The organism is Paracoccus sp. J56 (genome assembly GCF_019633685.1).
GTDB classification, from domain to species: domain Bacteria; phylum Pseudomonadota; class Alphaproteobacteria; order Rhodobacterales; family Rhodobacteraceae; genus Paracoccus; species Paracoccus kondratievae.
In genome coordinates, this window is record NZ_JAFL01000001.1 from 48007 (window position 1) to 62140 (window position 14134).

The window sequence follows — 14134 nt, forward strand, 5'->3', positions numbered from 1 at the left end:
TCGGCGTTGCGGGCTTATTCTGCGGCAGAGGGCGTAGCCTCGATCTCGGCCGCGCGCTTTTCGACCAGTTCGACGATATGGTCGATCATCTGATCATTCGACATCTTATGATTCTGCTTGCCAGCCAGATAGACCATCCCGGACCCGGCACCGCCGCCGGTAAAGCCGATATCGGTCATCAGCGCCTCACCCGGACCATTCACCACACAGCCGATGATCGACAGGCTCATCGGGGTCTTGATGTGCTCAAGCCGCTTTTCAAGGATCTCGACCGTCTTGATGACGTCAAAGCCCTGACGCGCGCAGCTGGGGCATGAGATGATCTGTACGCCACGGGTGCGCAGGCCCAGAGACTTGAGTATCTCGAATCCGACCTTCACCTCCTCGACCGGATCGGCCGAGAGGCTGACGCGGATCGTGTCGCCGATCCCCATCCATAATAGGTTGCCAAGGCCGATAGCGGATTTGACCGTGCCAGACATCAGCCCGCCGGCCTCGGTAATGCCCAGATGGATCGGCGCATCGGTCGCCTCGGCCAGTTGCTGATAGGCGGCAGCAGCCAGAAAGACGTCGCTGGCCTTTACGCTGATCTTGAATTCGTGAAAATCGTTGTCCTGAAGGATGCGGATGTGATCCAGCCCGGATTCCACCATCGCATCGGGACAAGGTTCACCATATTTCTCAAGCAAATGCTTCTCAAGGCTGCCTGCGTTCACACCGATACGGATCGAACATCCGTGATCGCGCGCAGCCTTGATAACCTCGCGCACGCGATTGGCATCACCGATGTTGCCGGGGTTGATGCGCAGGCATGCTGCCCCTGCCTCGGCCGCTTCAATGGCGCGGCGATAGTGGAAATGGATATCTGCCACGATCGGCACCGGACTTTCCCGGCAGATTTCGCGCAGCGCCCGGGTCGAGGCCTCGTCCGGGGTCGAGACGCGCACGATATCAGCACCGACATCCGCCGCACGGATGATCTGGTCCAGCGTCGCGCGCACGTCCGAAGTGTCCGTATTGGTCATGGTCTGGACGCTGATCGGTGCATCACCCCCGACCGGCACATTCCCAACCATGATCCGGCGCGACTTACGCCGGTCAATATTGCGCCACGGGCGAATCGGATTATGCGACATGGCTAAAGCCTTTTCCTGCGCAGAGGGCGGATTGACCCGTCACAGATAGGCCGATGCGGCCGGACGGACAAGCCGTCCGCCCCCTGCCCGGTCCAAGATGCCGGATCCGTGACCGGCATCCTGCGTCTGGGTTACTCCTGTTCAGCGGGTTTTTCTGGCTGATCAGCCGAAGCCAAAGATACCATTTCGGCCAGCCTCGGATCCTTGGCCAGATCGGCTGCGGCGAATTTGGCTGTTACCGCCGTCGGCGACAGCTCGACATTCTTGACCACCTTGGCACCCGGCGCGGCGGGGCCATAGGTGCGGCCGTTAACTGCGAAATAGACCGCGCCAGAGTTGCCCGCGCGCAAGATCGGCGGGGCCTCAAGCTTAGGCAGCGCGAAACGTTCGCCCGCGTCCATGATCTTTTCAAGCAGCACCGTACCGTCAGCCGAGGTGACGCGCACCCAGGCCGGCTGGGTAACAAGGATCTCGACCTCGGGCGCATCGGGTGCAACGGTGCGTACCGCTGCCTGCTCTTGCGGCATGGGGGGGCCATAGACCTGCTGATCCTGAACCGATGCGGTGCGCACAACAGCCTCGCCATCGTCGGGCTGCATCGCCGGCGCATCCAGACCCGGATCAATCGCGGCAATCGGCCCGTCACGGGCAACCAGCACCGGCACCTCCAGCGCCTGCGGGCGATAGGTACGGTCCAGCCCTTCGGGCCGCGGCAGGTTAACCTGAGCCGATTCAATCGTCTCAGGCTCGGCCGCTTCCTGCACCGGATCAAGCGCCGCGATCACGCCCGGCGCCTGATCGCCGGGCGTCAGGTTGACCTTTTGCACCTCCTGCAGCACCGCCCAGCCACCGTAGCCGAGGCCACAGGCCAGGACGATCATCACAAAGAGCGAACCGATGGCGCGCGGCTCGAACGAACTCCAGATGCTTTCCTGCTTGGGCAGAAAGATCGGATGCGGATTAGCCAGAGCCTCGGCCGGATCCGCAGGCCGCCGCTGAGGCTTTGGCCCCGAGGCGGCGGGTGCCATGCCATGCGGGGGCTGAAAGCCCGACTCAAGACAAAAACGGCGGAAGGTCCATTCCGGGTCCATACCCAGATAACGGGCATAAGAGCGCACATAGCCAGCGATAAAGCTGGGCGTATCAAAAGCAGAGGTATCGCAATTCTCGATCGCCGCAACGTAAGATGCGCGAATGCGCAACTCGCGCTGAACATCCAGCAGCGACTTGCCCAGCGTGGCGCGTTCGCCCCGCATCAGGTCGCCAAGACGAATGTCCGGATCGTCAAAGCCCGGCGGCAAAGCCACCGGCTCATCATGCGACGGAGGATTCCCCCTCAGCCCGATCATCGCGCCTGCCTCATTCTTGCTGCTCGCCCTCCCGAATCGGAAGAAACTACAAATTGATTAAAGCAAGGTTATCACGGGTGCGAGAGGTCTTCACCCCGAAACCGTTCAGGCAGCAGAAGTAGAACGGTTCAGTTTACATTGCGACCACAGGTTATCCATGGCGCGCACGAGGTGATCAATCTGCCGGGAATCATGCACCGGAGAAGGGGTAAAGCGCAGCCGCTCGGTCCCACGCGGAACGGTGGGGAAGTTAATCGGCTGCACATAGATGCCAAAGTCGCGCAGCAACATATCCGACAAGGCCTTGCAATGTACGGGATTTCCGACATGCACGGGCACGATATGGCTGCCGTGATCCATGATCGGCATGCCCAGGCCGCGCAGGCGCATCTTAAGGATACGGGCATTGAGCTGCTGACGGTCGCGCAGCAACTGCCCCTCGGCCGTCTTCAGGAAGGCAATCGAGGCAGCCGCCCCTGCCGCCACCGCAGGCGGCAGCGAGGTGGTGAAAATAAAGCCTGGCGCATACGAGCGAATCGCATCCACCATCTTGGCAGTCGCAGCGATATAGCCGCCAAAGACACCAAAGGCTTTGCCAAGCGTGCCGTTAAAGATGTCGATGCGATCCATCAGCCCGTCGCGCTCAGCGACACCGCCGCCGCGGGGACCGTACATGCCAACCGCATGAACCTCATCAAGGTAGGTCAGCGCATTGAATTCATCGGCCAGATCACAAATCGCGGCGATGGGGCCAAAATCGCCATCCATCGAATAGATTGATTCAAAGGCGATCAGTTTCGGGGCGGAGGGATCGTCAGCCTCAAGCAATTCGCGCAGATGCGCGACATCATTGTGGCGGAAAATGCGCTTGGCACCGTCGAAACGCTTGATCCCCTCGATCATCGAGGCGTGGTTCAGTTGATCCGAATAGATGATCAGCCCCGGAAACAGCTTGCGCAGGGTCGAAAGCGTCGCGTCATTGGCGATATAGGCGCTGGAAAAAACCAGTGCCGCCTCTTTGCCGTGCAGATCGGCCAGCTCGACCTCAAGCTGTTTGTGATAGATCGTGGTGCCCGAGATATTGCGCGTGCCGCCTGAACCGGCACCGGTCGCATCCAGCGCCTCATGCATCGCGGCCAGGACGACGGGATGCTGCCCCATGCCAAGATAGTCGTTGCCGCACCAGACGGTGATCTCGGTCTCGCTGCCATCGGGACGGGTCCAGACCGCCTGCGGATAGGCCCCCTTGCGGCGTTCGATGTCGATGAAGGTCCGATAACGGCCTTCCTCGTGCAGCTTGCCGATGGCCTGATCGAGGGCGGCTGAATAGTCCATTACAGATCCCTTGCCTTGCTTGAACTTGCTCGCTTGGGGGATCATGTTGCGATCCCGCGGGTGACCCTTTGATAAGTGCCGGAACCGGGAAAATACAGCGTAAAAATGTCGCACCACTACTAAGATAGCAGGGATTTTCTCTGAGGAAATCAATCAGGAAAGGCGAAAAATGGCGGACAATTCCAAAATCGACGAAGTACTTTCAACCCTTGATGAAAATCTGCCGCAATCGCTGGACCGGCTGATGGAATTCCTGCGCATTCCGTCGATTTCGACCGACCCGGCCTATAAAGACCGCGTCCGGCAGGCGGCGGACTGGCTGTGCGCGGAACTGGCATCTTTGGGCTTCGAAGCCTCGGTGCGCGACACGCCCAGCCATCCTATGGTTGTGGCTCATTCGCAAAAAGGCGACCGCCGACCGGCGCTGTTTTACGGACATTACGACGTTCAACCCGTCGATCCGCTGGAGCTGTGGGATCGCCCGCCCTTTGAACCCGAAATTCAGGACACGCCTAATGGCAAGGTGATCCGCGGTCGCGGTTCGTCCGACGACAAGGGCCAGCTTATGACCTTTGTCGAGGCAGCACGCGCCTGGAAAGAGATCCATGGCAGCCTGCCCTCGGATCTGGTGCTGCTGTTTGAGGGTGAAGAGGAATCCGGTTCTCCGAGCTTGCGTCCCTTTCTGCGTGAAAATGCCGCAGAGCTGCGCGCCGGGATCGCGATGATCTGCGACACCAGCCTGTATGCCGATGGCCGCCCGGCCATCACCACCCAGCTGCGCGGCCTGTACGGGGATGAGATCATCCTGCGCGGCGCGGACCGCGACCTGCATTCGGGCGGCTTTGGCGGGCTTGCGGCCAACCCGCTGCAAGTGCTGGTCGATATCCTGTCGGGCATCAAGGACGCTGATGGGCGTATCACCCTGCCCGGCTTTTACGACGGGGTCGAGGAACTGACCGAAGGGCTGCGCGCCGATTGGGAGGCGCTTGGCTTCGACGCCGGCGAATTCCTCTCGCGCGTTGGGCTGAAACATCCGATCGGAGAGCGTGGACGTACCGGGCTTGAGATGGTCTGGAACCGCCCCACCTTCGAGATCAATGGCATCACCGGCGGCTATACCGGCGAAGGCTTCAAAACCGTTCTGCCGGCCGAGGCCCGCGCCAAAGTCAGCTTTCGCCTGACCGGCGCCCAGAACCCCGGAAAAATCCGCGACAGCTTCCGCGCCTATGTGCGCGCCCGTGTGCCTGCCGATTGCGCGGTCGAGTTCCAGGATCACGGCGCAAGTCCCGCAAGCCGCATGGATATCTCGGACCCGGCTTTTGCAGCAGCCAAGGCGGCCCTGACAGAGGAATGGGGGCGCGAGGCGGCCTATATCGGTGCCGGAGGCTCGATTCCGATCGCCGGGGATTTCAAAGAAATCCTGGGCATGGATACCATGCTGATCGGCTTTGCCCGCGATGACGACCGCATCCACTCCCCGAACGAGAAATATGACCTGGAAAGCTTTGCCAAAGGGGCGCGCAGTTGGGTGCGCATCCTTGCCGCACTGTCATAAGGCCAGCGCCGGGCGGCAGTGCTGCCCGGCACGCTTTGGCGGAAATGAAAAAGGGCGCCCGGTCGGGCGCCCTTTTTCATGACATATGCTTGCGCTTAGGCTGCGCGGGCAGTCAGGACCGCATCGACCTTTTTCTGCGCGCCTGCTTCGTCCATGCCGCTGACGGCGGCGACTTCGCGGGTCAGACGGTCCAGAGCGGCTTCGTAAAGCTGACGCTCGGAATAGGATTGCTCGCGCTGATCGTCGTTGCGATGCAGGTCGCGAACCACTTCGGCAATCGACATCAGATCGCCCGAGTTGATCTTTTGCTCATATTCCTGCGCACGGCGCGACCACATCGCGCGCTTGACGCGGGCCTTGCCCTTAAGAGTGTCCAAAGCACGCTCGACCAGGTCGGGGGTCGAAAGGCCCCTCATGCCAATCTCGGTCGCACGGGCGGTCGGCACACGCAGGGTCATCTTGTCCTTTTCAAAGGAGATGACGAACATTTCGAGTCGCAGCCCTGCGACTTCCTGCTCTTCAATTGATACGATCCGACCCACGCCGTGAGTCGGATACACCACAAAATCATCGGGGCGGAATTCGGTCTTCTTGGCTTTCGACATTGGGCTTCCTTCGCAGTTGCGCCACGGCGCGGCACAAAAGGCCCAAAAGGAGGGAGAGTCCCTCCTTACAGGCCGGGATTATTATTCTTGCGCTTCCGATCGGGCAGACGATCAGGACAGGCAGCGGCGCCGGACGGGCTACGAAAAGCAACCCATCCGGCGCGGGATGGCCGCACCATAACACATAATTCGCCTTGTTTCAAAGGCTCGCTGCAAAGCAGCGTCCGACCTGTTCGATGCGAAAAAACCTTGGAAACTCAGATACTCGCAACCCAACACACCAAAAGGGCCGGGACATGATCCAAGACGAATCATCTGCGCCCATCACGAGACTGAACTAGCCCTTCGACCTGGATGTTGCCAGCACGACACAGGTGAAAAGCCCCATTGGTGCATAATGATCACAGTCGCCAAGCACCGCAAACGGACAACATGCCCCAAAAAACGGGCATCAATCGCCTTCGCCAGGGGCTTCCGAAAAATATTTTTCCAGCTTGCCGGCCTGACCATCCATTTCCTGATAGCCGGGCATCGGGTCTTTCTTGCGGGTAATCACCGGCCAGAGTTCGGCATATTTGCGGTTGAACTCGACCCAGGTTTCCATCCCCGGCTCGGTATCGGGGCGGATGGCGTCGGCCGGGCATTCAGGTTCGCAAACACCGCAGTCGATGCATTCGTCGGGATGGATGACCAGCGTATTTTCGCCCTCATAGAAACAGTCTACCGGGCAAACCTCGACGCAGTCGGTGTATTTGCACATGATGCAGTTTTCGGTAACGACATAGGTCATGGCGCGATATTCCTGTTTCCTGATCGGCTAGTTACGCCCGCGGCCGGCATCAATCAAGGCCGGGACTAAGGAAAAGACGGGGATACAGCCCGGGACCGGCCGGCACGGGATGTCATTCCGTCACGGGCCGCAGGGGCAGAACCGGGTTCCTGACCGCCCCACCCCAAGGCAAACGGCTAGGATTCGATTTCCTCATATAACAGCGCGGCCTCGCTTGCCGGGCCGCGCCGCTCACCCAAAAGCAGGACCCGCAGCACCCGCACCCGCCCATGGGCCGAGACGGTGACAGTGTCACCGCCCCGCACCACCTGCGCCGGTTTACGGCAAGGCTGGCCATTCACCCGGATGCCGCCCGCGCCGATTGCATCGGCAGCGAGCGTCCGGGTACGAAACAGCCGCGCATGGTGCAGCCAACGGTCAAGCCGGATTGCTCCGCTGTCGCCTGCGCTCACGTTTTATTCTTGAGCGCGGCCAGAATGGCGAAGGGGCTGTCGGGATCGGCCTGCTTTTCAGCGCGCGGAGGACGCGCCTCAAAATTCTTGGGCCCATCGTGGCGCGGCTTGCCCCGAGGCTTACCCTTGGGTCCACGTTCACCCGACTCGCCGCGACGCTTACCCTCAAAGGGCTTACCCTCACGCTTGCCACCCTCGGCCCCGTTCTCACGGTCACGGCGCGGGCCACGCTCACCTTGCGGACGGCCCTGCCCTTGCTGACCCTGCGGCCGCTCACCCCGCTCAGGGCGGCGATTGCGCGGACGCGGAGCCCAGGTGAAGGTATAAAACACCTCAACCTCAGCCTCTTCGCCAGAAGCAGCAGGTTCAGCCCCTTCAGCGCCCGAGGCTGCCTCTTCCTCGGCCTTGCGGGCGGCCTGCTCGGCCTCCCACTGCGCGCGGGTTTCAGCTGCGAGAACGCTTTCCTCTTCGGTCAGCGGGTTGGCATGCTCTCCGGCCTCGGGCGCGGGATCAGCCACCGGCTCGGCCGCAGCGCGAACCTTGGGACGTTCACCACGCTCGGCGCGATAGCCCAAACCACGCATCAGGCCCGAGAACTGCTCTAGCGTCATGCCGGTGATCGACAGCATGTCCGGCGTCGCCTCAAAACCGCCACGGCTGTCCTGAGTGCGCAGCATATCAGCCAGCCGTTCGAGCATGTCGATACGGATCGCCCGTTCGCCCGCCGGATGATAGCCCGAAAGCGTGTAATAGCCCTTGGGCACATCGGGCAGGTTCGGAATGGTCACAAGGCCCGGAGGCGGGTTTTCAGGAAATTCGCTCAGCCCCTGATCAAGGCCCCAGAGCACCAGCCGCAGCCGCGTAGGCGCCGGTTTCAGCAGGGCTGGCTGGAAGATGGTGAACTGGCCAAAGCGCACGCCATGTTTGCGCAACATCCCGCGCGCGTCCTGGTCAAGCTCCTTGACCTCAGATGCGACGCCTTCGCGCGGCAGAACGCCCAGTGCCTCGACAAGGCGGAAGGCAAAGCCGCGGGCAAGGCCCGACAGCGTTTCGTCATTACGCAACGCCAGCAGCGGCTCAAACAGCGTCGCGATCTTGCGGTCGATGAAATGCTGCAGACGGCGGCGCACCTTTTCGGTGATCTCGGGGCCTGCTTCTTCGTCAACGAAGGCTTCGACTCCCGGTTTCAGCGCCTCGCCCCCCTTGACGAGCTTGCCCACCGCCGAGCTGCCCCACATCAGGCCGCCCTGTTCGGTGAAGTCCAGCTCGGTATCCGGCGCGTTGTAGAACCGGTCGGCGCGCAGATGGAACTCGGGCCGCAGCGCCTCATAGGCAGCACGCTGCAGCATCCGCGCCTCGTCTCCGGTCGCGTTTGGATCGGCGTGGAAGCGGAAGCCCTCCAGACGGCCGGCAAATTCGCCCTCAACCGTCACTTCGCCCTTGTCATTCACCTCGGCCAAAAGGCTCTCCTTCTGTTTGAGCCGGCGCAGCAGCACTGATGTGCGCCGGTCCACGAATCTTTGTGTCAGGGCCGCGTGTAACGCGTCCGACAATCGATCTTCTACCGCGCGCGTCTCGGCACGCCAATGACTTTCATCCGAAACCCAGCCGGATCGTTGGGCAACATAAGTCCAGGTCCGGATATATGCCAAGCGTTTCGACAATGTGTCGATATCGCCTTGTGCGCGATCTATGCGCCGGATCTGGCCGGCCAGCCAGTCCCCGGGCACGCCACCTTCACGCAGGAAACCAAAGATGCGCGCCAGCAAGGTCGCATGCTCTGCCGGAGAAATGGCGCGAAAATCGGGAATACGACAGACGTCCCACAATAGCCGCACATCGCGGGGATGCGTCACCTTGTCGCGAATCTCGGGCATCGCGGAAAGCGCCTTCAGCGCCCGCAGGTCGTCAGCTTCGCGCCCCCGCACCAGCCATTCCGATTGCGAGGATGCCTCAAGGCTTTGCTGCAACCGCTCGACCGAACCATATTCAAGCGCCCCGTTGCGCCAGCTTAGCCTTTGAATCGGGGCGAACCGGTGGTTCTCGATAGCCTCGATCAACCCTTCTTCCAAAGGGGCGGCATCGCCGGTGACGCCAAAAGTCCCCGGCTCGGTATGGCGACCGGCGCGGCCAGCGATCTGGCCAAGCTCATGGGGGAAAAGCTGGCGAAAGCGGCGGCCGTCGAATTTCTCGGTCGCTGAAAAGGCGATATGGCGGATGTCGAGGTTCAGCCCCATACCGATGGCATCGGTGGCGACCAGATAATCCACCTCGCCATTCTGATACATGGCGACCTGAGCGTTGCGGGTGCGCGGGCTCAAGGCCCCCATGACCACTGCGCAGCCGCCCTTTTGACGGCGGATCAGTTCAGCCGTGGCATAAACCTCATCGACCGAGAAACAGACGATAGCCGAGCGTGGCGGCATACGGCTGATCTTTTTCGAGCCAGCCCAGGACAGGGTCGAGAATCGTTCACGCCGCATGAACTGTGTCTGCGGCACCAGCGCGGCAATCGCCGGACGCATGGTGTCACTGCCTAAAAGCAGCGTCTCGTGCAGGCCGCGCATGTGCAAAAGCCGGTCGGTAAAGACATGCCCACGCTCAGGGTCGGCACAAAGCTGGATCTCGTCGATGGCAACGAAATCAGCCCCGACCTCGGGCATGGCCTCGGTGGTGGCGACCCAATATTGCACCCGCTCGGGCACGATGCGCTCTTCGCCCGTGACCAGCGCCACGACCGAAGGACCCCGCGCCTTGACGATGCGGTCATAGACCTCGCGCGCAAGCAGCCGCAGCGGCAGGCCGATGACCCCCGTGCGATGTGCGAGCATCCGTTCTATGGCGTAATGGGTCTTGCCGGTATTAGTCGGGCCAAGGACGGCCGTGACCCGGGATTTATCGTTCATCAGGCGTCCATGCCTTGCAATTTCTGTTCAAGCCGCCGGACCGCGTCCTGCGCATCCTGCTGATGGGGGTGGATCTGCAGGCTGCGGCGATAGGCGGCGAGCGCCTTTCCGTCATCGCCCAGCTCTTCCAGAATCGTGCCAAGCTGGGTCAGAGCGTTGAAATGGCGCGGTTCAAGGCGCAGCACCTGCTCAAGATCGGCAAGGGCAGGCCCGAAATCCGCATCAAGATAAAGCGCGACCGAACGCAGATACCAGCCCGCGGCGAAATCCGGTGCGTGATCGGTCAGCGCCGTCAGGTGGCCGATAGCGGTGACCGTGTCGCCTGCGTCCAGCGCCGCCTCACCGCGCTTGTAAAGCAAATCCATCGCTGCCGAGCCCGAACGGGACCATATCCGCAGGATATCGGTTTCTGCGCGCGCCCAGGTCTCGCCCTCGGGCTGGGCCAGTTCGACGAAAAGCAGGTCCAGATCCTCACGCTCGCGCAAGCGTGCCTCGGATGTGGGCTCGGCTGGTGCAGCGGGTTCGGACAGTGGCTCCGCAGCACCCGAATCGCTTTCATTTTCAGGAGAATTTTCTTGCGGGGCCACTCCCTGTACGGGTATCTGATGAACCGGCAACCCTGGGGCCTGCCAGGCATACGAACTGCCCGCCAGCCCCAGAAGAAGCACTGTCGCTACGGCACGGTGGAAATGAGGGACTGGCGCAAGCATACTCACCATGTAACTTTCCCTACCGTCTAATTCCAGACACGAGAACAGGAGATCGAGAATGAGCAAAGTGGTCGATGCTGCCGTGGCCGCACTGGACGAAAAGGCCAAAGGCTTCGACGGCACCGCGAAATTCGTCATCGAGGGCGAAGGCTCGGTCTATATCGACACCAATGGCGCCCGCGCCGCCGATGACGAAGCCGATGTGACACTGACCGCCAGCCGCGAAACCTTTGAAGGGCTGCTTGCGGGCGATGTGAACCCAACCACCGCCTTTATGACCGGCAAGCTGCGGGTCGATGGCTCGATGGGCACGGCGATGAAACTGGGGGCCCTGCTCTCCTGAAACATGAAGCCTGCGCCCTTTAACACCCTGCCCGGCGATCCCCTTCCCACGGCCCGCCCCTTCTGGGTCCGCGCCGAGGATGGGGTACGCCTCAGACTGGCACATTGGGCAGCGGGCAACGCCCTGGGAACAGTGCTGCTGTTCCCGGGCCGCACCGAATATATCGAGAAATATGCCGAAGTTGCCGCTGATCTGAATGCGGCAGGCTTTGACGTACTGGCCATAGACTGGCGCGGACAGGGCATGTCCGACCGGCTGCAGCCAGACAAACGGCCCGGCCATATCGAGGATTTCGCCGATTACCAGCGCGACGTGGTCGAAATGGTTGTCGCCGCGCAGGAACTGGACCTGCCGCAGCCCTGGCATCTGTTGGCTCACTCCATGGGCGGCACCATCGGCCTTGCCGCACTTGAAGCCGGGCTGCCGGTGCAAACAGTGGTCTTCTCGGCCCCGATGTGGGGTATCAATCTGCGCCGCGTGCCGGAGCCTTTGGCGCTGGCGCTTGCCGGCCTTGCCCGCCGTCTGGGCCGCGGCGAACGCCCGGCCCCTGCCACAGGTGGTGACGAAAACTTCGTCCTTCTCGATTCCTTCCGCCGCAATCTGCTGACCGGGGACGGACGCCGCTGGGGCCGGCTGGTCGCCGAAGCCGCGACCTGGCCTGATATCGCTATCGGCGGGCCAAGCTACAGCTGGCTGCGCGCAGCAATCCTGGAATGCCGCCGCCTTGCCGCCCGACCTTTGCCGGCGCTGCCCGCGCTGATCGCGCTTGGCGCCCGCGAAGGGATCGTTTCGCCCCGCGCCATCCGCAGCCGCACCGCCGATTGGCCCGGAGCCACCCTGCTGGAACTGACCGACAGCCTCCACGAACCGATGATGGAGCGTGACGCCATCCGCAATCGTTTTCTTGGGGCAGCCATCGCCCATTTCCACGCCGCCGCCACAGTTTGACACCGGTGGAATTGATGCGGGACGGGTTGCAGCCCGGCCATTCAGAGGTCACATCTTGGTCATACGAAAGGACCGAAAATGATGATATCAGCCTGCACCTTCGTGAACCGTATCCTGCCGCGTGACGAGAATGCCCTGCCTGTCGCAGCCGAGGCCCCTGACCTGGGCAAGCTGCCGGAATGGGACCTGAGCGACCTCTACCCCGCTCCGGACTCACCCGAACTCGCCCGCGATCTTGAGACGGTGGAACAGGCCTGCAGCGACTTTGCCCACGATTACGAAGGCAAGCTGGCCTCGCTTGATGCCGAAAAGATGCTTGACTGTATCGAACGGTATCAGCAGATCGACATCCTCGCCGGCCGGATCATGTCCTATGCGGGGTTGCGCTATTATCAGAACACCACTGATTCCGAACGCGCCAAGCTGATGGGCGACCTGCAGGATCGCATCACGACGGCGACGACAAGGCTCGTGTTCTTCAGCCTCGAATTCAACAGCATTCCCGACACCTGCTATGAGGACATCTTTGCCGCGCCAAACGGTCCTGCACGCTACAAGCCGGTGTTTGACCGCATGCGCGCTATGCGCCCCTATCAACTGTCAAATGAGCTTGAACGTTTCCTTCACGACAATTCCGTCGTCGGGGCAGCGGCCTGGAACCGGCTTTTTGACGAAACCACCGCAGCTCTGACCTTCCAGGTGGATGGCGAGGAACTGGGGCTCGAAGCGACGCTGAACCTGCTTACCGACCACGACCGTGCACGACGCGAAGCCGGTGCCCGTGCGTTGGCCGAGGTCTTTGGCCGAAATATCAAGCTCTTTACCCGCATCCACAACACGCTGGCCAAGGAAAAGGCCATCGAGGATAAATGGCGCAAGATGCCAACGCCGCAAACAGCGCGGCACTTGTCGAACCATGTCGAACCCGAGGTGGTCGAGGCGCTGCGCAACGCCGTGACCGCCGCCTATCCGCGCCTGTCGCATCGCTATTACCGGCTTAAGGCGCGCTGGCTCGGCCTCGACAAATTGCAGATATGGGACCGCAACGCGCCGCTACCCTCGGAAAGCCCGCGACTGATCACATGGGGCGAGGCCCGCGATACGGTCCTTGGCGCCTATGCCGGTTTCTCACCGAAACTGGCCGATCTCGCCCAGCCCTTTTTCGATCGCGGCTGGATCGACGCTGGCGTCAAGCCCGGCAAGGCCCCCGGTGCCTTCGCGCACCCGACCGTCACCACGGTTCACCCCTATGTGCTGCTGAACTATCTTGGCAAACCACGCGATGTCATGACCCTTGCCCATGAACTGGGTCACGGCGTCCACCAACGGCTTGCAGCTGCGCAGGGGGAGTTGCTGGCCTCAACCCCGTTGACGCTTGCTGAAACCGCCTCGGTCTTTGGCGAAATGCTGACCTTCCGCGCACTTCTGACCAAGACTACGGACAAGGCGCAGCGCAAGGCACTTCTGGCTGGCAAGGTCGAGGACATGATCAACACGGTCGTCCGCCAGATCGCCTTCTATGACTTCGAATGCAAACTGCACGCCGCCCGTGCCAAAGGTGAACTGACGCCCGAGGATATCAACGCCCTGTGGATGTCGGTACAGGCGGAGTCGCTGGGCGATGCCTTCGAATTCATGCCGGGCTATGAAAGTTTCTGGACCTATGTGCCGCATTTCGTCCACTCGCCCTTCTATGTCTACGCCTATGCATTCGGCGATGGGCTGGTGAACGCACTCTACGCCGCCTATGAGGATGGCCTGCCAGACTTCCAGGCAAAGTATTTCGACATGCTGGCAGCCGGGGGATCGCGCCACCACAAGGAACTGCTCGCCCCCTTTGGCCTCGACGCCTCAGACCCCGCGTTCTGGGACAAGGGCCTGTCGATGATCGAAGGTTTCATCGACGAACTTGAGGCGATGGAGGCCTGATCCGACCCCCCGGGGTCACACGAAACAAGCTCTAACCCCTTCTTTCGTGTTAAAATATCCCGGGGAATCCCGAAGG

Annotated in this window: 12 protein-coding genes; 4 read left to right on the forward strand and 8 right to left on the reverse strand. The window is 61.6% G+C overall.

The window, feature by feature from the left end:
* Window positions 1-14 precede the first annotated feature (14 nt).
* The 3 genes from ispG to hemA all read right to left on the reverse strand — a co-directional run bounded on the left by ispG (window position 15) and on the right by hemA (window position 3820).
* Complete coding sequence (ispG, locus tag M511_RS00220; RefSeq protein WP_010392330.1) at window positions 15-1136, reverse strand: flavodoxin-dependent (E)-4-hydroxy-3-methylbut-2-enyl-diphosphate synthase; 1122 nt, start codon at window positions 1134-1136, stop codon at window positions 15-17.
* 131 nt (window positions 1137-1267) lie between these two features.
* Window positions 1268-2485, reverse strand: a complete 1218-nt coding sequence (locus tag M511_RS00225; protein ID WP_085501069.1) for a helix-turn-helix domain-containing protein — start codon at window positions 2483-2485, stop codon at window positions 1268-1270.
* Between the two features lie 105 nt (window positions 2486-2590).
* Window positions 2591-3820, reverse strand: a complete 1230-nt coding sequence (gene hemA, locus M511_RS00230) for a 5-aminolevulinate synthase (protein ID WP_010392335.1) — start codon at window positions 3818-3820, stop codon at window positions 2591-2593.
* A 169-nt stretch (window positions 3821-3989) separates the two neighbouring features.
* On the opposite strand from hemA, the gene M511_RS00235 reads away from it, so the two are divergent.
* Window positions 3990-5375: a M20/M25/M40 family metallo-hydrolase gene (locus tag M511_RS00235; protein ID WP_085501070.1), complete on the forward strand. Its 1386-nt coding sequence runs from the start codon at window positions 3990-3992 to the stop codon at window positions 5373-5375.
* A gap of 95 nt (window positions 5376-5470) precedes the next feature.
* On the opposite strand, the gene M511_RS00240 is transcribed toward M511_RS00235, so the two are convergent.
* From M511_RS00240 to M511_RS00260, 5 genes are all read right to left on the reverse strand, one after another.
* Window positions 5471-5980: a CarD family transcriptional regulator gene (locus M511_RS00240; protein ID WP_010392337.1), complete on the reverse strand. Its 510-nt coding sequence runs from the start codon at window positions 5978-5980 to the stop codon at window positions 5471-5473.
* A gap of 451 nt (window positions 5981-6431) precedes the next feature.
* Window positions 6432-6770 carry a ferredoxin FdxA gene (fdxA, locus tag M511_RS00245; protein ID WP_010392338.1) on the reverse strand — a complete coding sequence of 113 codons (339 nt, stop codon included), beginning with the start codon at window positions 6768-6770 and terminating at the stop codon, window positions 6432-6434.
* 176 nt (window positions 6771-6946) lie between these two features.
* Window positions 6947-7222: an RNA-binding S4 domain-containing protein gene (locus M511_RS00250; protein ID WP_010392340.1), complete on the reverse strand. Its 276-nt coding sequence runs from the start codon at window positions 7220-7222 to the stop codon at window positions 6947-6949.
* Window positions 7219-10128 (reverse strand): helicase-related protein, encoded by a 2910-nt coding sequence (locus M511_RS00255; RefSeq protein WP_010392342.1) that lies wholly within the window; start codon window positions 10126-10128, stop codon window positions 7219-7221. Before M511_RS00255 ends, M511_RS00250 begins: the two co-directional genes overlap by 4 nt.
* Complete coding sequence (locus M511_RS00260) at window positions 10128-10847, reverse strand: tetratricopeptide repeat protein (protein WP_029371275.1); 720 nt, start codon at window positions 10845-10847, stop codon at window positions 10128-10130. The genes M511_RS00255 and M511_RS00260 overlap by 1 nt, the downstream gene beginning before the upstream one ends.
* Window positions 10848-10896: 49 nt before the next feature.
* Here M511_RS00260 and M511_RS00265 point away from each other — a divergent pair, with 49 nt between their 5' ends.
* The 3 genes from M511_RS00265 to M511_RS00275 all read left to right on the forward strand — a co-directional run bounded on the left by M511_RS00265 (window position 10897) and on the right by M511_RS00275 (window position 14058).
* Entirely contained in the window at window positions 10897-11181 is a 285-nt protein-coding gene (locus M511_RS00265) for an SCP2 sterol-binding domain-containing protein (protein ID WP_010392346.1), read from the forward strand.
* 3 nt (window positions 11182-11184) lie between these two features.
* A complete protein-coding gene (locus tag M511_RS00270; protein ID WP_010392349.1) occupies window positions 11185-12129 on the forward strand; it encodes an alpha/beta fold hydrolase in 945 nt (314 codons plus the stop codon).
* Between the two features lie 78 nt (window positions 12130-12207).
* On the forward strand, window positions 12208-14058 hold the full coding sequence (locus tag M511_RS00275) for a M3 family oligoendopeptidase (RefSeq protein WP_010392350.1): 1851 nt from the start codon (window positions 12208-12210) through the stop codon (window positions 14056-14058).
* The last annotated feature ends 76 nt before the right edge of the window (window positions 14059-14134 follow it).